The following is a 16,424-nucleotide window of genomic DNA, read 5'->3' on the forward strand; positions in this document are numbered from 1 at the left end:
ATCACCCGGGAGACCCTCGACGGCTGGAACCCGACCCGTCCGTAGAGAAGTGGTGCGCGAGCCGGTCCGGCTCGCGCGTCCGGCGTCCAGGGTGGGACGAAAGGAACCGTCCCCAGCGTCCCACCGCGGGAGTGGGTGGCGGTGGGACGAAAGGAACCGTCCCCAGCGTCCCACCGAGCCGGGTGCCGGGGCTACGGTGTCGGCCATGCGCAAATCGTTCGCGGAGGTGACCGCCCGCACCCAGGTGCAGCGGCTGCGGGCGCTGGCCGCGCGGGCGCTGCCGGTCTGGGGCATCGGGGACGCCCGGCTGCGGCTGCTGCACCACGGCTACAACAGCACCTTCCGGGTCGACACCGCCGACGGCGGGCGGTTCGCGCTGCGGGTGAACACCCAGCCGCACAAGACCGACGCCCAGCTGGCCGCCGAGGTGGCCTGGCTGGCCGCGCTCGCCGCGGACACCGGGCTGCGGGTGCCGACCCCGCAGCGCACCCTGGACGGACGGTGGTCGGCGCGGATCCCGAGCGCCGACCATGACCGGGAGCTGCCCGTGGTGCTGTTCTCCTGGCTGGACGGCCGCAACCTGGGTGAGCGGCCGACCCAACGGCAGCTGCGGGCCGTCGGCGAAGCGATGGCGGTGCTGCACCGGCACGCCGAGGCGTGGCGGCTCCCGGCAGGCGCCGAGCTGCCGCTGTTCGACGACGTCCTGACCGACCTGCCCAACCGGCTCGGCGACCATCCGGCGCTGGACGCCGAAGCGCGCGAGGTGCTCAGCGCCGCCTACCGGCGCGCCCAGCGGCTTCAGGACGAGGCCTTCGCCGACACCCCGGTCATTCCGCTGCACGCCGACCTGCACGGCGGCAACCTGAAGTGGCATGCCGGCCGGCTCAGCGTCTTCGACTTCGACGATGCCGGCCTCGGCGTCCCGGCGTTGGACCTGGCCATCGCCGTGTACTACCTGCGCGACGACGCCGCCGCGGAGCAGGCGCTGACGCAGGGCTACGCCGCCGTCCGGCCGCTGCCGCCGGTGCGTCCCGAGGTGTTCGAGGCGATGGTGGCCGGTCGCAATCTGCTGCTGGTCAACGACCTGATCGAACAACCGAACGCCGACCTGCGCTCGCTGGTGCCCGGCTACGTCCGGACCAGCGTCGCCCGGCTGCGGGCCTGGCTGGAGACCGGCCGGTTCCGCCGCGAGGTGCCCGGCGCGACGTCCTGAGCGGCGTCCGCCGAGGTCCGTCCGGACGCCCGGTAACGAGTTGATATCGGCCTGCGCCGATCACCCCATCGGGGGCAGACGCGCCGAGCGGCGATAGCTAATCTGACCAGCGGTGGGGGCGACCAGGGCCCCCGCTGTCCGGGGCCGACCAGGGCTCCCCACCCCACGCTCTTGCTCAGGAGGCAGGTTCCGTGAAGAAGTCCCTGATCGCACCGGTCGTGTTCGGTGCGCTCGCGCTCGCCGTCGGCGGTTGCGCCACTCCGCCCGCCGCGTCCACCTCGGCCGCGCCGTCGACCGGCGCCTCGACCACGGTGGCGCAATCCGATTTCAAGGCCTGCATGGTCTCCGACGCCGGCGGCTTCGACGACAAATCGTTCAACGAGACCGGCTACAGCGGCCTGATGAAGGCCGTCCAAGAACTGGGCGTGCAGCACGCCGAGGTGCAGTCGAAGGTCGCCGCCGACTACGCCAAGAACGTGGAAGAGATGGTCAAACAGAAGTGCGACATCGTGGTGAGCGCCGGGTATGCGCTGGGCGACGCCACCCTGGCCGCCGCCAAGAAGAACCCCGACACCAGTTTCGCCATCGTCGACTTCGCCTACACCAACGACAAGGGCAAGAACACCGCACCGAGCAACCTCAAGGGCTTGCTGTTCAACAGTGCCGAACCGGCGTTCATGGCCGGCTACGCCGCCGCCTCGCTGTCCACGACCGGCAAGGTCGGCACCTTCGGCGGCGCGCCCTACCCGTCGGTGACCTCGTTCATGGACGGCTACGCCCGCGGCGTCGCCTACTACAACAAGGCCAAGGGCGCCAACGTCGCGGTGCTCGGCTGGGACATCGACAAGAAGGACGGCACCTTCATCGGCGGCCAGGATCCGTTCGGCGACCTGCCCGGCGGCAAGAAGGTGGCGTCCAATCTGATGGCGCAGGGCGCGGACGTGCTGCTCCCGGTCGCCGGCCCGTCCGGTGAGGGCGCCCTGCAGGTGGCCAAGGCCAGCAACGGCAAGGTCGCCTCGCTGTGGGTGGACACCGACGGCTGCGTCAGCCAGGAGAAGTACTGCTCGGTGATCCCGACCTCGGTCGGCAAGGCGATGGACGTGGCCGTCTTCGAGGCCATCAAGGCCGCCAAGGACAAGGCCTTCAGCAACGAGGTCTACATCGGCACGCTGGCCAACGGCGGTGCCTACCTGGCCCCGTTCCACGACTTCGACTCGAAGGTGTCCGCCGAGACCAAGGCCGAGCTGGACAAGATCAAGGCCGAGATCATCGCCGGCACCATCAAGACGACCGCCTGAGGCTGTACCGGACGAACAGGAAGGGGGCGCCTGCCGCGCCCCCTTCCTGCCGTACGCCGATCATCACGAGGAGCGGTGTGGAATGACCAGTCCTGCGACAGGCCGGACCCCGGCTGCCGGATCGACCAAGACGTCCGGCCTGCAACTCCGCGGCATCACCAAGCGGTTCGGCACGTTCGTCGCCAACGACGCGGTCGACCTCGACATCCGGCCCGGCGAGATCCACTGCCTGCTGGGTGAGAACGGGGCCGGCAAATCGACCCTGATGAACGTGCTCTACGGCCTCTACCAGCCCGACGGCGGCGAGATCGTCATCGACGGCCAGGTCCGGCACTTCGCCGACCCGAAACAGGCGATGGCGGCCGGCATCGGCATGGTGCACCAGCACTTCATGCTGGTCGAGGTGTTCAGCGTCGCCGAGAACCTGATCCTGGGACGCGAACCGGGCGTCGTGGTCGACATGAAGGCCGCTCGGGCCACCGTCCGGGAACTGTCCGCCCGCTACGGGCTGCCGGTCGATCCGGACGCCGTGATCGAGGACCTGCCGGTCGGCGTCCAGCAGCGCGTCGAGATCCTCAAGGCGCTGGCCAACGACGCCAAGTACCTGATCTTCGACGAGCCCACCGCGGTGCTCACCCCGCAGGAGATCGATGAGCTGATGGTGGTCATGCAGCACCTGCGCGACGAGGGCCGCGGCATCGTGTTCATCACCCACAAGCTGCGCGAGGTGCGGGCGATCGCCGACCGGATCACCGTGTTGCGCCGCGGTCGGGTGGTCGGCCAGGCCGAGCCGGGGACGTCCGAGGCGGAACTGGCCCAGTTGATGGTGGGCCGGGCCGTCGACCTCAGCGTCGACAAGGAGCATGCCGCGCCCGGCCCCGTCCGGCTCGAGGTGAGCGGGCTCACCGTCGCCAACGCGGCCGGCGCGGTGGTGGTCGACGGCATCGACTTCGAGGTGGCCGGCGGCGAGATCCTGTGCATCGCCGGCGTCCAGGGCAATGGCCAGTCCGAACTGGCCGACGCCCTGCTCGGCAACATCCCGGTGCTGTCCGGGCAGGTCCGGCTGGACGGGGTGGACATCACCCGCGCCGGCCCGAAGCAGACCATCGCGGCCGGGATGGGTTTCGTGCCCGAGGACCGCCAGCACGACGGCTTCATCGGCAGCTTCACGATCGCCGAGAACCTGGTGCTGAACCGTTTCCACAGCGCACCCTTCGCCCGCGGGCTGTCGCTGGACCTGAAGGCCATCGACGAGCACGCGGCGGCGTTGCGCGACGAGTTCGACATCCGCACCCCGGACGTGCAGAACCCGGGCTCGTCGCTGTCCGGCGGCAACGCCCAGAAGGTGGTGCTGGCCCGCGAACTGAGCCGGGAGCTGTCGGTGCTGGTGGCCTCGCAGCCGACCCGCGGCGTGGACGTGGGGGCCATCGAGTTCGTGCACAAGCGGATCGTCGCCGAGCGGGACAAGGGCACCGCGGTGCTGCTGGTCTCGACCGAGCTGGAGGAGGTGGAGGCGTTGGCCGACCGGGTTCTGGTGATGTACCGCGGCACGGTGGTCGGCATCGTGCCGCCGGACACCGCGCGCGACGTGCTGGGCATGATGATGGCCGGCGTCCCCTACGCCGAGGCGGTCGCGGTCACCACGCGGGGGGAGGGGCAGTGATGGCCGAGCGGTCGACGGCGTCCCGGGTGCGGGACTGGGCCGGCAGCCGGTGGCGGGACTGGACCATCACCCTGGCCGCGTTCCTGCTGGCGCTGGTGGTCGGCGCGATCCTGATGATCGCCGCCGACCCGTCCGTCGCCGGCAATTACGCCTATCTGTTCACCGCGCCCCAGCTGGCCCTGGGGGCGTCCTGGGCGAAGGTGTCCACCGCCTACGCGGCGCTGCTGAACGGGGCGATCGGCTCGCCGGAGGCGCTGGCCGCCACCACCGCCGCCGCGGCGCCGCTGATCTGCGCCGGGCTGGCCGTCGGGCTGGCGTTCCGGGCCGGGCTGTTCAACATCGGCGCCCAGGGGCAGGCCATCGTGGCTTCGATGGCGTCCGCCTACGTCGGGTTCGCCTGGTCGCTGCCGCCGGTCGTGCACCTGGTGGTCGCGGTGCTCGCCGGGCTGATCGCCGGCGGCGTCTGGGGCGGTCTGGTCGGCTGGCTGAAGGCCCGCACCGGGGCGCACGAGGTGATCGTGACGATCATGATGAACTACATCGCCTCCGGCCTGCTGGCCTGGGCGTTGACCACGACGGTGTTCCGGCGTCCCGGACGCGAGGACCCGATCGCGCCCGAGGTGCCGGACTCGGCCGCCTTCCCGCAGCTGTGGGAGCAGCTGCACCTGGGCTTCTTCGTGGCACTCGCCGCGGCCTTCGGTGTCGCCTGGCTGCTGGAGCGGTCCACCACCGGCTTCGCGATCCGCGCGGTCGGCGCCAACCCGTCCGCCGCCGGAACCGCCGGCATGAACGTGAGCTCCACCACGATCGTCACGATGATCGTGGCCGGCGCGCTGGCCGGCCTGGCCGGCGTCCAGTCGGCGCTGGGACCGTCGGTGAACGGGGTGCCGGTGCCGCTCACCGAGGGTCTGGTCGGCACCGTCGGCTTCGACGCGATCACCGTGGCGCTGCTGGGCCGCTCCCGGCCGCTCGGCATCGTGCTGGCCGGCCTGCTGTTCGGCGGGTTGAGCGCCGGCGGCCTGGCGATGCAGAGCGTGGCTCAGACGCCGCTCACCCTGACCCTGGTGCTGCAGGCCCTGGTGGTGCTGTTCGTGGCCGCGCCGCAGCTGGTCGCCACGGTGGTGCCGTTCCTGAAAGCCCGCAAGGCCCGGGTCTCGCTGACGGGAGTGGACGCATGAGTGCCGAACCGCACCTGCCCAGCCTGACCGACGCGCCGGGCCAACTCGACTTCGAGGTGATCGAGTCACGGGACGCCCGGCGGGCCCGGATCTCCACCGGCGCACTGATCGGGGTGGTCGGGCTGCTGCTCGGCGCGCTGTTCTTCAGCACCACGGGCAGCGCCGACTTCGCGCTCTCGGACGCCTTCGCCGACGTCCAGCTGCCCACCATCAGCGTGCCCGGCGCACCCACGGTGGCGGTCGCCGCGGTGGCCTGCCTGCTGGCCGCCGCCGCCTTCCTGTCCGGACGGATGCGCGGCCGGGAACGCGTCATCGCCGGGGTGATCGCCGGCCTGGCCGTGGTGATCGGCTTCCTGACCTGGGCGGCCGCCGGCCGCGACCTGCCGTTCCCGGTGGCCAACCAGCTGGCCGGCACCGTGTTCACCGCGACCCCGCTGATCCTGGGCGCGCTGTGCGGCGTGGTCGGCGAGCGGGCCGGGGTGGTCAACGTCTCCATCGAGGGCCAGTTCCTGACCGCCGCCTTCGCCGCGGCGCTGGTCGGGTCGATCACCCAGTCGATCCCGGCGGCGCTGTTCGCGGCGGTGCTGGCCGGCGTCCTGATGGCCGCCGTGCTGGCCCTGTTCGCGATCAGGTACCTGGTCGACCAGGTGGTGCTGGGCGTGGTGATCAACCTGCTGGCCTCGGGCATCACCGGGTTCCTGTTCGACCAGCTGGTGCAGCCCAACTCGCGGGCCCTGAACAGTGCGCCGACCATGGACGCCATCGCGATCCCGCTGCTCAGCGACATCCCGCTGCTCGGGCCGGTGCTGTTCCAGCAGACCATCCTGGTCTACCTGGCGGTGATCGCGGTGGTCGTGGTGTGGTTCGGCCTCTACCGCACCCGCTGGGGGTTGCGGGTCCGGGCGGTCGGCGAGCACCCCAAGGCGGCCGACACGGTCGGCATCTCGGTGAAACGCGTCCGCTGGCAGGCGGTGCTGGCCGCCGGTGTGTTCTCCGGGCTGGGCGGCGCCTTCTTCACCGTCGGCTCGATCGGCTCGTTCAGCAAGGACCTGACCGCCGGCAACGGCTTCATCGCGCTGGCCGCGGTGATCATGGGCCGCTGGCACCCGGTGCTGGCCGCCACCATGGCGCTGTTCTTCGGCTTCGTGGTGCAGATGGCGTCCCAGCTGCAGACCCTGAACACCCCGGTGCCCAGCCAGTTCCTGCTGATGCTGCCCTACGTCGCCACCATCATCGCCGTCGCCGGCCTGATCGGACGCACCCGGGCCCCGGCCGCCGACGGCGTCCCCTATGCGAAGTGACGATGGGACGCCGGGGACGGTTCCTTTCGGTCCACTGTTCCGTTCGTTGGTCAAGCGCGACGAGACCGATCGGATGATGCGAGGTGATGATGGCTGAGATCGACTGGGACGCGTTGCGAACCCGCGCCCGAGAGGTGTGCGAACGTGCCTATGCGCCCTACTCGGGGTTCCCGGTGGGGGCCGCGGCGCTGGTCGACGACGGACGCGTGGTGGCCGGCTGCAACGTCGAGAACGCCGGCTACGGGGTGACCTTGTGCGCCGAATGCGGGCTGGTCTCGGAGCTGGTCGCCACCGGCGGCGGACGCCTGGTCGCCTTCGCCTGCGTGAATGTGCTGGGCGAGCCGCTGATGCCGTGCGGCAGGTGCCGGCAGCTGCTCTACGAGTTCGGCGGACGGGAACTGCTGCTGGACACCCCCGAGGGCGTGCTGCCGATGACCCAGGTGCTGCCGCAGGCCTTCGGCCCGGACGACCTGCGCCGGGTCACCGGGGACTCCTGACCGCACTGGACTTCAGGGTGCTGGGACTCCACGGCGCACCGGGGGCTCCTGACCGCGCTGGGACTCCTGACCGCACTGGGATCACGGTACTGGGACCGCCGGCGGCTCAGGACTGCGGCGTCGGCCTGCCCCTGCTGGCCGGAGTTCTCGCTCATCGGCACCCTCGAACCACTTTCTGGTGGTTATCACGTCGTGCTCGCGGCACGATTCCGCCTCGAACCACTTTCTTGTGGTTATGGGCCGCTGCGAGGGTTCTCATAACCACCAGAAACCGGTTCGAGGCGCAAATCAGGCTGGCAAGGGCGGCCATAAGCACCAGGAACCGGTTCGAACCTCGAGCGGATCGGAGCAGCCCCCGCCGCCAGGTGCGTCATCCGGGCGGCGTCCTCAGGCGATCAGGATCCGCACCGGCTCGGACGCGGTGTCGCGGTCGTCCAACGCCCGCCAGGCGGTGTCCAGGATGTCCACGGCGGCCAGCAAGTCGTCGGTGGGCCGGGTGTAGGGCAGCCGGACGAAACTGGCCAGCCCGCCGTCCGGCGCGAACACCGAGCCGGGGGTGATCAGCAGGCCGCGACGCTCGCACTCCAGGGCCAGCGCCGCCGCGGCCGGGCGGGGCAGCTCGCACCACAGCGACAGCCCGCCGGACGGCGTCCGGAACCGCCAGGACGGCAACCGGTCGGACAGTGCGCCGGCCAGCAGGTCGCGCTGCAGCCGGAGCCGTTGCCGCTGCTGCCCGGCGGAGGCGTCCGGGCCGGTGAGCAGCCCGGTCAGCACCAGCTGCTCCAGGATCGGCGCCCCCAGGTCGAGGCCCAGCCGAGCCTGGGTGAGCCGGCCGGCCTGGTTCGCCGGAACCCGCAGCCAACCCACCCGCAGCCCGCCCCAGAACGCCTTGGACGACCCGCCGACGGTGATCGCGGTCGGGCAGTGCGCCGCCATCGGGGCCGGCCGCGGGCCGCTGTCGAGATGCAGGTCGGCGTGGCTCTCGTCGACGATCGCGGTGGTCCGGGTGCGGGCCAGCGCGGCAGCCAGCCGGTCCCGTTCGGCGTCCTCCATCAGCAGTCCGGTGGGGTTCTGGTAGTCCGGAATCAGGTAGGCCACCCGGGGTGCGGCCTGGCGCAGCGACGCCTGTGCGGCGTCCAGGTCCCAGCCGTCCGGATCGACCGGGACGGTCACCACCCGGGCCCCGGCGCGGCGCAGCGAGGCGACGGCGTTGGGGTAGACCGGGGACTCGACCAGAGCGCGATCACCGGGGTCGAGCAACGCCTGGGCGGCCGCGGCGATCGCGGCGATGGCGCCCGAGGTGACCAGGATCTGCTCCGGCGTGGTGGGCAGTCCGCGGCGCCGGTACCGGGCGGCGATCGCCTCGCGCAGCTCCGGCAGCCCGAGCGGGAAATAGCCGTGACCGGTGAGATAGGCCGGCAGGGCGGCCTGGGCTGCGGCGTAGGCGCTGGCCAGGCCGGGGGTGCCGGACGGGGCCGCGCAGGTCAGGTCCATCAGCGACGGCCGGTCCGGCTGGGGCAGCAGCGCCCGGTCCCGGCCCCGCGCCGGTCCGCCGGGCACCTGCGTCCAGGTGCCGGAACCCTGTCGGGCGCCGGCGTAGCCGGCCTCACGCAGGACGCCGTACGCGCGGGTCACCGTCGTTCGGGAGAGACCCAGCGCGGACGCCAGGTCGCGCTCGCTGGGCAGCCGCAGGCCCAGCGGCAGCAGCCCGTCCGCGATCAGTGAGGCGAGCCGGGACGCCAGCCCGTTGAAGGCCGGGGACGGCACCTCGCCGACGAGACTGGCCACGCGTCCGACCGGAATGGATCCACTCACCAGGCCACCGTGTCACGATTGGCTCTTTCAGACAAGGCCATTGGACGCGAGGATGGCGGTCATGGTCACCCGTCCGATCGAGATCTCCAACCTGGGCCCGCTCAGCCAACTGCGCACCGGGCGGCTGCGGCGCCGGCTGGTGCAGCTGTTCGCCGGCCTGGTGCTGTTCGGCTTCTCGATCGCGCTGATGATCCGCGGCAACCTGGGCGTCGCGCCGTGGGACGTGCTGACCGTCGGCCTGAGCCGTTGGCTGCCGTTCAGCTTCGGGCAGCTCACCATCGCGCTGAGCTTCGTGATCCTGCTGCTCTGGCTGCCGGTGGGGGAGCGGCCCGGGGTGGGCACGCTGGCCAACGCCGTGGTGATCGGGTTGTCCGTGGACGCGTCCCTGGCCTGGTTGCCGGTGCCGGACGGCTGGGCGGCGCAGGTCGCGCTGATGCTGGCCGGGGTGGTCCTGAATGGTGCCGCCGGGGCGATCTACATCGGTGCCCAGCTCGGTCGCGGGCCTCGCGACGGGCTGATGACCGGGCTGTCCCGGCGTACCGGACGGAGCCTGCGCCTGGTCCGGACCCTGATCGAGGTCACGGTGCTCGCCGTCGGGCTGCTGCTCGGTGGTACCGCCGGCCTCGGCACCCTGGTCTTCGCGCTCACCGTCGGTCCGCTCAACCAGTTCTTCCTGCCCTGGGCGCTGGTGCGCCAACCGGAACCCGCCGCCGGCTGAGCGCCGAGGCTAGACCCCTCCCTAACTATCTACGCCCTCCCACATGCGGGAGGGCGTAGATAGTTAGGGAGGGGTTTGTGGGTCGGGCAGGGCGTCGCCGGGTCGGGCGGGGGTTGCCGGGTCGGGCGGGGGTTGCCGGGTCGGGCGGGGGTTGCCGGGGTCGGGCAGGGTCGCGAAGCGGAGTCAGAGGCAGGGGCGTGGGCGAGGCAGCGGGCAAGGCGCAGAGTCAGAGGTCCGCAGGCGCTGGGCAGTTGCTCAGCCGTTGAGCAGACTCTGCGCGGCATCGGCCAGCGCTTGGGCGACCTGGAGGCGGAAGGCCTTCGACTTCAGCAGCGTCAGGTCCTTGCTGTGCCGCATATTGCCCATCTCCATCATGATGCCCGGCGTCGCGGTGAGCAGGTTCAGGGTGGCGATGTCGGAGCGCGAACTCAGCGCCGTCCCGCGTCCGATGTAGGTGGAACGGGGCATCGCGGTGTGCGCGGCCAGTTCGGTGCGGGCCAGCTTCGCCAGCTTCTGGGACGTCTTCTCCAGCCCCGAGCCGCCGGCCATCGTGGTGGAGACGATGATGTGGAAGCCGCGGGCCTTGGCGGCGTAGCTGCCGTCGGCGTGGATCGAGATCAGCAGGCCGGCCTTGGCGTCGTTGGCGACCTTGGCCCGCTTGTCCACGCAGGGCCCGAGACCGGCGTCGTTCTTCCGGGTCAGCAGCACCGTGGCGCCGCGGCGTTCCAGTTCGGCCTTCAGCAATCCGGCCTGTGCCCAGTTGTAGGCGTGCTCGGTCAGCTTCTTGCCGGTCGTGCCCGAGGAGTTGCAGGCCTTCTTCTTGCCGTTGCCGGCCGGGACCTTCTTGGTGTTGAACGACTTCTGGTACTTGCCGTTGTGGCCCGGATCGACCACGATCGTCCGTCCGGCGAGCGGCTTCTCGTCCTTCGCCGGAGCCGTCGTGGCCTGGACGGTGGCGGTGACCGACGGCTGCGGCCGGGGTGCGGCGAGTTCGGGGGAGGACGTCGCGCAGCCACCGATCAGGCCGGCGACCAGAACGAGCGCCGCGCTCGAGAGGGCGTTCCGGACGGCGCGTGACCGGCCGGCCGGACCAGGACGCTGCGGGACCGCCGCCATGGTCAGCGCTTGCTGATCGTCGGCAGCATGCCGTCGAAGCCGATGGTGTAGCCGAAGCCGTGCGCCACGATGTAGCTGATCCCCAGGGCGATCGCCAGCAGCACCACCGAGAACAGGGCGATCGCCAGCACCCGTCCGATCGGGTTGCGGGACGTGCCCGGCAGGTCACCGTTGGCCCAGGCCAGCGACTTCACCCCGAGCGCGAACAGGATCGGCAGCCCGGCACCGAGCAGCAGGCCGGCGACCAGGATGCGCCAGCCGTCGTCCAGAGCGGTGAGCCACATCAGACCCCCACCCCTTCCCGGTTGTCGTTCTTCTTGGGAGCCGGCGCCCAGTCGTCGTTGACGTTGTGATGCCCGATCGGCTCCTTGCGGGAGTGCAGGTACATGTACAGCCCGGCTCCGCAGAGCAGCAGCACGACGACGCTGGCCCCCAGGCCGGCGCCGAGCGAGTTCCCGATCACGAACATCAGCGCACCCACCGCGGCCGCCGAGGGCAACGTGGTCAGCCAGGCCGACGCCATCCGGCCGGCGACGCCCCAGCGCACCTGGGCGCCCGGACGCCCGACCCCGGAGCCCAGGATCGAACCGGTCGCCACATGCGTGGTGGAGAGCGCGAAGCCGAGCTGGCTGGAGGCCAGGATCACCGACGCGGACGCCATGTCGGCGCTCATCCCCTGCGGCGGCTCGATCTCGACCAGGCCCTTGCCCATGGTGCGGATGATCCGCCAGCCGCCCAGGTAGGTGCCCAGCGCGATGGTGATGGCGCAGGCCAGCTTCACCCACAACGGCACCTCGTGGGTGGTGTCCCACTGACCCGAGGCGATCAGCGCCAGGGTGATCACGCCCATCGTCTTCTGGGCGTCGTTGGTGCCGTGCGACAGCGACATCAGGGACGCGGCGCCGACCTGGCCCCAGCGGAAGCCGCGGGTGCGGTACCGCTCGCTGAGCCGGGCGGCGACCTTGAACACCAGGCTGGTGCCGACCAGCGCCACGATCATCGCGATCGCCGGTGACATCAGGGCGGGCAGGATCACCTTGCCCACCACGCCGTCGACCTTGCTGCCCTCGCCGATCCACTTCACGCCGCCCCAGCCGAGCCCGGCCAGGGTGGAGCCGATCAGGCCGCCGAACAGCGCGTGCGAGGAGCTGGACGGCAGCCCCCACAGCCAGGTGGCCAGGTTCCAGATGATCGCGCCGGCCAGCCCGGCCAACAGGATCAGCAGCAGCCTGGTGCCCCCGTCGGCGAGCAGTTCGGGCCGGGGTGAGCCGTCCGCGTTCTGCAGGTTGATCACCGCGTTGGTGACGGTCAGGGCCACTTCGACCGAGAGCAGTGCACCCACCAGATTCAGGGTGGCGCACAGCACCACAGCGGTCTTCGGGGTCAGCGCCTTCGTGGCGATCGACGCAGCCATCGCATTGGCCGTGTCGTGAAATCCGTTCGTGAAGTCGAAGGCCAGGGCCGTGACGACGACGAGCGCCAAGAGTATGAGCTCGGGGGACACGTGTTCATCGTAGGGACATTCTCGTCACCGCGGAAACGATTGGTTGAGGGTCTGCCGTAACCCCTTGTTAACCCTATGTTCACCGAGAGCCGAGCAGCCATCGGAGGGCGGGCGTCCGGCCCGGGTTCGGGAAGCCTTTAGGATGCCGATCATGACTTCTCCCATCCTGACCGCGGTGGCTTGGCCGTATGCCAACGGTCCGCGGCACATCGGCCACGTCTCCGGCTTCGGCGTCCCCTCGGACGTCTTCTCGCGCTACATGCGGATGGCCGGCAACGACGTGCTGATGGTTTCGGGAACCGACGAGCACGGCACCGCGATCCAGGTGCAGGCCGAGAAGGAGGGTCTCACCCCGCAACAGACCGCCGACAAGTACCACCGGGTGATCGCCGAAGACCTGGCCGGCCTGGGCTGTTGCTACGACCTGTACACCCGCACCACCACGCTCAACCACCGCGCCGTCGTCCAGGAGCTGTTCCGGACGCTGCACGCCAACGGCTACGTGGTGGCGCAGCGGCAGCAGGGCGCGATCAGCCCGTCCACCGGGCGCACCCTGCCCGACCGCTACATCGAGGGCACCTGCCCGATCTGCGGCTTCGACGGGGCCCGCGGCGACCAGTGCGACAACTGCGGACGCCAGCTCGACCCGATCGACCTGATCAACCCGCGCTCCCGGATCAACGGCGAGACGCCGCAGTTCATCGAGACCGAGCACTTCTTCCTCGACCTGCCGGCGCTGGCCGGGGCGCTGGGGAAGTGGCTGGAGACCCGCACCGACTGGCGTCCCAACGTGCTCAAATTCAGCGAGAACCTGCTCGCCGAGCTGCGTCCCCGGGCGATCACCCGCGACCTCGACTGGGGGGTGCCGATCCCGCTGGAGGGCTGGGAGGACGCCCCGATGAAGCGGATCTACGTCTGGTTCGACGCGGTGATCGGCTACCTGTCGGCGTCCATCGAGTGGGCCAAGCGGTCCGGCGACCCCGAGGCGTGGCGCCGCTGGTGGCAGAACGACGACGCCCGCTCCTACTACTTCATGGGCAAGGACAACATCACCTTCCATTCGGTGATCTGGCCCGGCATCCTGCTCGGAGCCAACGGCCAGGGCGACCGCGGCGGTGAGCCGTCGGCGTTCGGCCGGCTCGACCTGCCCACCGAGATCGTCTCCTCGGAATTCCTCACCATGTCCGGCTCCAAGCTGGCCAGCTCGCGCGGGCACGTCATCTACGTGCGTGATTTCCTGCGCGACTTCGGTCCGGACGCGCTGCGCTATTTCATCGCGGTCAACGGTCCGGAGAATCAGGACACCGATTTCACCTGGGAGGAGTTCGTCCGCCGGATCAACTTCGAGCTGGCCAACGAATGGGGCAACCTGGTCAACCGGTCGATCTCGATGGCGCACAAGAACGTCGGCGCGATTCCGGCGGCCGGCGAGCTGACCGCCGACGACGAGGCGCTGCTGCAGGCCGCCAGGGACGCCTACCCGGTGGTCGGCGACGCCTGGGGCCGGTGCAAATTCAAGCTGGCCACCACCGAGGCGATGCGGGTCGTCGGCCTGGCCAACAAATACCTCTCCGACCAGCAGCCCTGGAAGTTGAAGGACGACCCGGCCCGGCGCGACACCGTGCTGCACGTGGCGCTGCAGGTGGTGCAGGACTGCAACACCCTGCTCACCCCGCTGCTGCCGCACGCCGCGCAGGAGGTGTTCGAGGCGCTCGGCGGCGAAGGCGTCTGGGCGGCCCAGCCCGAGCTGGTCGAGGTGACCGAGCCGGGCGCCGAGGCGTCCTACCCAGTGCTGCGCGGCGACTACGTCAACCAGCAGGCGGTGTGGGCGTCGCGTCCGATCGCGGTCGGGACGCCGCTGGCCAAGCCGACCCCGATCTTCACCAAGCTCGATCCCAAGCTGGCCGAGACCGGCCCGGAGTGGGCCCCGATCGGCTGAATCGCTCCGCCGGTTTCGGTGGTCGAGTCTCTGCCTCGGGTCACGGACTCACTCAGTGAGCCGGCGTTCGGCGTCGGAGTAGCTGAGCGCGTCGAAGCCGTTGGCGAGGGCGCGGCGCTTCAGGGCACCCTGGGCTCGCCACAGGGCGAGGCCGCGGCGCAGCAGCACCCAGACGCTCTTGCGGTGCTGGCGCAGGTCGCGGCGCAGCCGGTAGCGGGCGACCAGGATGCCCGGGCGGTCCAGGTAGATGCCGGACGCGTCCAGCCCGGCGGCGCGGATCAGCGGCAGCGCCTCGACGGCGAAGATGCCCTCGGCCAGCACCACGGTGGCGTCCTCGGGCAGCACCAGCTCCTTGTCGCCGACCTTCCGCGACTCCGGGATCGAGTACTCCGGGGTGCGGGTCCGTCCGGTGGCGAGCAGTTCGTCCAGCGCCTCGATGGCGGCCGCGGCGTTCCAGGACGCCACGTCGTCCCAGTCGACGATGCCCAGGGTGCGCGGCAGCCCGGGATGGTCGGCGTCGTGGTAGAAATCGTCCAGCCGCACCGTCGGCAGCCCCGACCTGCGGGCCAGCCGGGTCTTCCCGCTGCCGGACGGCCCGGCGAGCAGCACCAGCCGTCGCGACCCGGGCATCGCTCAGCCGTCCAGGCCGAGGACGCCGGCCAGTTCGGTGCGCAGCCGGGCCATCAGCACCGCCGCCTCGGCCCGCGCCACCGCCAGATCGGACGCCGGCGGCAGCCGCACCTGCAGGTAGCACTTCAGCTTCGGCTCGGTCCCGGACGGCCGGACCACCGCCCGCACCCGCTGCCCGGTGAACACCAGCGCATCGGTGGCCGGCAGCGCGGCACTGCCCTCGGCCAGGTCGGCGTAGTCCACCGGCTCGCCGGCCAGCACCGGCGGCGGCGCGGCGCGCAGCCGGGTCATCGCGTCGGCGATCAGCGACAGGTCGGCCACCCGGTAGCTCAACTGCTCGGTGCGGCAGACCCCGTGCTCGGCGGCCAGCTGGTCGAGCAGCCCGGCCAGGGTGCGTCCCTCGGCCTTCAACCGGGCGACCAGGGCGAGCACCCGCAGCAGCGCGGTGATGCCGTCCTTGTCGGCGACCGCCTCCGGGTCGAGGCAGTAGCCGATCGCCTCCTCGTAGCCGAAGGCCAGCCCGGGCACCCGTCCGATCCACTTGAACCCGGTCAGGGTCTGCACGAACGGCTGGCCGTGCGCCGCGGCCAAGTCGCCCAGCAGCGTGCTGGACACCACCGAGCAGGCGTAACTGCCGCGGACGCCGGCCTCCAGGCTCGCGGTGGCCAGCAGCCAGCCCAGCTCGTCGCCGCTGAGCATCCGCCAGCCGCCGTCCACCGGGCAGGCGACGGCGCAGCGGTCGGCGTCCGGATCGTTGGCGACCGCGACGTCGGCGCCCACCTCGAGCGCCCTGGCCAGCGCCAGATCCATCGCGCCGGGCTCCTCGGGGTTGGGGAAGCTGACGGTCGGGAAGGCCGGGTCGGGTTCGGCCTGGGCCAGCACCTGCCACGGTTCCGGGAAGCCGGCGGAGGCCGCCGCCCGGGCCACCACGTCCGAACCGACCCCGTGCAGCGCGGTGTGCACCCAGACCAGGTCGCGCTCGGTGCCGTCCGCGACCAGGGCGACGGCCCGGTCGACGTAGGCCTCCACCAGGTCGTCGCCGAGCAGCTCGTAGTCGTCGCTGCGCGGAACCTGGGCCAGCGGCCGGCGGGCGGCCTCGGCGATCCGGGCGGCGATCTCGGCGTCCGCCGGCGGGACGATCTGCGACCCGTCGCCCAGGTAGACCTTGTAGCCGTTGTCCTGCGGCGGATTGTGCGACGCGGTCACGATCACCCCGGCCACGCAGCCGTAGTAGCGGATGCCGAACGCCACCACCGGGGTGGGCTGGTGCTCCTCGCAGAGCAGCACCCGGAACCCGGCGCCGGCCAGGATCTCGGCGGTGTCGGCGGCGAAGGCGTCGGAGTTGTAGCGGGCGTCGAAGCCGACGATGACCCGTCCGCCGGCCTGCCCCTGGTCGATCAGGTAGCGGGCCAGTCCGGCGGCGGCACGTCCGACCACCACCCGGTTCATCCGGGCCGGGCCTGGGCCCAGGGCGCCGCGCAGGCCGGCCGTCCCGAAGTCGAGCGGGCCGGCGAAGGCGTCGGCGAGCTCGACCCGGCGGCGCGGGCCGAGC

14 protein-coding genes are annotated in these 16,424 nt (G+C 71.4%); 8 read left to right on the top strand and 6 right to left on the bottom strand.

Going from position 1 to position 16,424, the window contains the following annotated elements; genetic code table 11:
• Nucleotides 1-205 precede the first annotated feature (205 nt).
• The 6 genes from QM582_RS12095 to QM582_RS12120 all read left to right on the top strand — a co-directional run bounded on the left by QM582_RS12095 (nucleotide 206) and on the right by QM582_RS12120 (nucleotide 7,150).
• Nucleotides 206-1,213, top strand: coding sequence for a phosphotransferase enzyme family protein (locus tag QM582_RS12095; protein ID WP_415084723.1), 1,008 nt, complete (start codon nucleotides 206-208; stop codon nucleotides 1,211-1,213).
• A 191-nt stretch (nucleotides 1,214-1,404) separates the two neighbouring features.
• Nucleotides 1,405-2,511 (top strand): BMP family lipoprotein, encoded by a 1,107-nt coding sequence (locus tag QM582_RS12100; protein WP_415084725.1) that lies wholly within the window; start codon nucleotides 1,405-1,407, stop codon nucleotides 2,509-2,511.
• Between the two features lie 82 nt (nucleotides 2,512-2,593).
• Nucleotides 2,594-4,174 carry an ABC transporter ATP-binding protein gene (locus QM582_RS12105; protein ID WP_415084727.1) on the top strand — a complete coding sequence of 527 codons (1,581 nt, stop codon included), beginning with the start codon at nucleotides 2,594-2,596 and terminating at the stop codon, nucleotides 4,172-4,174.
• Nucleotides 4,174-5,352: an ABC transporter permease gene (locus QM582_RS12110; protein WP_415084728.1), complete on the top strand. Its 1,179-nt coding sequence runs from the start codon at nucleotides 4,174-4,176 to the stop codon at nucleotides 5,350-5,352. Before QM582_RS12105 ends, QM582_RS12110 begins: the two co-directional genes overlap by 1 nt.
• Nucleotides 5,349-6,653 carry an ABC transporter permease gene (locus QM582_RS12115; RefSeq protein ID WP_415084730.1) on the top strand — a complete coding sequence of 435 codons (1,305 nt, stop codon included), beginning with the start codon at nucleotides 5,349-5,351 and terminating at the stop codon, nucleotides 6,651-6,653. The genes QM582_RS12110 and QM582_RS12115 overlap by 4 nt, the downstream gene beginning before the upstream one ends.
• Before the next feature lie 89 nt (nucleotides 6,654-6,742).
• Nucleotides 6,743-7,150 (top strand): cytidine deaminase, encoded by a 408-nt coding sequence (locus tag QM582_RS12120; protein WP_415084732.1) that lies wholly within the window; start codon nucleotides 6,743-6,745, stop codon nucleotides 7,148-7,150.
• 387 nt (nucleotides 7,151-7,537) lie between these two features.
• Here QM582_RS12120 and QM582_RS12125 read toward each other — a convergent pair whose 3' ends face one another.
• Nucleotides 7,538-8,965 carry a PLP-dependent aminotransferase family protein gene (locus QM582_RS12125; protein WP_415084733.1) on the bottom strand — a complete coding sequence of 476 codons (1,428 nt, stop codon included), beginning with the start codon at nucleotides 8,963-8,965 and terminating at the stop codon, nucleotides 7,538-7,540.
• 61 nt (nucleotides 8,966-9,026) lie between these two features.
• On the opposite strand from QM582_RS12125, the gene QM582_RS12130 reads away from it, so the two are divergent.
• Nucleotides 9,027-9,683: a YczE/YyaS/YitT family protein gene (locus QM582_RS12130; RefSeq protein WP_415084735.1), complete on the top strand. Its 657-nt coding sequence runs from the start codon at nucleotides 9,027-9,029 to the stop codon at nucleotides 9,681-9,683.
• Nucleotides 9,684-9,938: 255 nt separating this feature from the next.
• Here the strand turns inward: QM582_RS12130 and QM582_RS12135 are convergent, their stop codons facing one another.
• The 3 genes from QM582_RS12135 to QM582_RS12145 are packed head-to-tail and all read right to left on the bottom strand — an operon-like array spanning nucleotide 9,939 to nucleotide 12,303.
• On the bottom strand, nucleotides 9,939-10,799 hold the full coding sequence (locus QM582_RS12135) for an N-acetylmuramoyl-L-alanine amidase (RefSeq protein ID WP_415084736.1): 861 nt from the start codon (nucleotides 10,797-10,799) through the stop codon (nucleotides 9,939-9,941).
• A 2-nt stretch (nucleotides 10,800-10,801) separates the two neighbouring features.
• Nucleotides 10,802-11,083, bottom strand: a complete 282-nt coding sequence (locus QM582_RS12140; RefSeq protein WP_415084738.1) for a hypothetical protein — start codon at nucleotides 11,081-11,083, stop codon at nucleotides 10,802-10,804.
• A complete protein-coding gene (locus QM582_RS12145; RefSeq protein WP_415084740.1) occupies nucleotides 11,083-12,303 on the bottom strand; it encodes an inorganic phosphate transporter in 1,221 nt (406 codons plus the stop codon). Before QM582_RS12145 ends, QM582_RS12140 begins: the two co-directional genes overlap by 1 nt.
• Before the next feature lie 151 nt (nucleotides 12,304-12,454).
• On the opposite strand from QM582_RS12145, the gene metG reads away from it, so the two are divergent.
• A complete protein-coding gene (metG, locus tag QM582_RS12150) occupies nucleotides 12,455-14,242 on the top strand; it encodes a methionine--tRNA ligase (RefSeq protein WP_415084741.1) in 1,788 nt (595 codons plus the stop codon).
• A 48-nt stretch (nucleotides 14,243-14,290) separates the two neighbouring features.
• Here the strand turns inward: metG and QM582_RS12155 are convergent, their stop codons facing one another.
• Together QM582_RS12155 and QM582_RS12160 are read right to left on the bottom strand one after the other, a co-directional pair.
• Nucleotides 14,291-14,872 carry a uridine kinase family protein gene (locus QM582_RS12155; RefSeq protein ID WP_415084743.1) on the bottom strand — a complete coding sequence of 194 codons (582 nt, stop codon included), beginning with the start codon at nucleotides 14,870-14,872 and terminating at the stop codon, nucleotides 14,291-14,293.
• Nucleotides 14,873-14,875: 3 nt separating this feature from the next.
• Nucleotides 14,876-16,424: phospho-sugar mutase (locus QM582_RS12160; RefSeq protein ID WP_415084745.1), on the bottom strand; the 1,549-nt coding region annotated here is incomplete at its 5' end.

Source organism: Micropruina sp. (genome assembly GCF_047607385.1).
Lineage (GTDB): Bacteria > Actinomycetota > Actinomycetes > Propionibacteriales > Propionibacteriaceae > Micropruina.

Coding starts and splice junctions, on each gene's coding strand:
- QM582_RS12095 (WP_415084723.1), top strand. CDS start 206: ATGCGCAAATCGTTCGCGGAGGTGACCGCCCGCACCCAGGTGCAGCGG.
- QM582_RS12105 (WP_415084727.1), top strand. CDS start 2,594: ATGACCAGTCCTGCGACAGGCCGGACCCCGGCTGCCGGATCGACCAAG.
- QM582_RS12110 (WP_415084728.1), top strand. CDS start 4,174: ATGGCCGAGCGGTCGACGGCGTCCCGGGTGCGGGACTGGGCCGGCAGC.
- QM582_RS12115 (WP_415084730.1), top strand. CDS start 5,349: ATGAGTGCCGAACCGCACCTGCCCAGCCTGACCGACGCGCCGGGCCAA.
- QM582_RS12120 (WP_415084732.1), top strand. CDS start 6,743: ATGGCTGAGATCGACTGGGACGCGTTGCGAACCCGCGCCCGAGAGGTG.
- QM582_RS12130 (WP_415084735.1), top strand. CDS start 9,027: ATGGTCACCCGTCCGATCGAGATCTCCAACCTGGGCCCGCTCAGCCAA.
- QM582_RS12135 (WP_415084736.1), bottom strand. CDS start 10,799: ATGGCGGCGGTCCCGCAGCGTCCTGGTCCGGCCGGCCGGTCACGCGCC.
- QM582_RS12140 (WP_415084738.1), bottom strand. CDS start 11,083: ATGTGGCTCACCGCTCTGGACGACGGCTGGCGCATCCTGGTCGCCGGC.
- metG (WP_415084741.1), top strand. CDS start 12,455: ATGACTTCTCCCATCCTGACCGCGGTGGCTTGGCCGTATGCCAACGGT.
- QM582_RS12155 (WP_415084743.1), bottom strand. CDS start 14,872: ATGCCCGGGTCGCGACGGCTGGTGCTGCTCGCCGGGCCGTCCGGCAGC.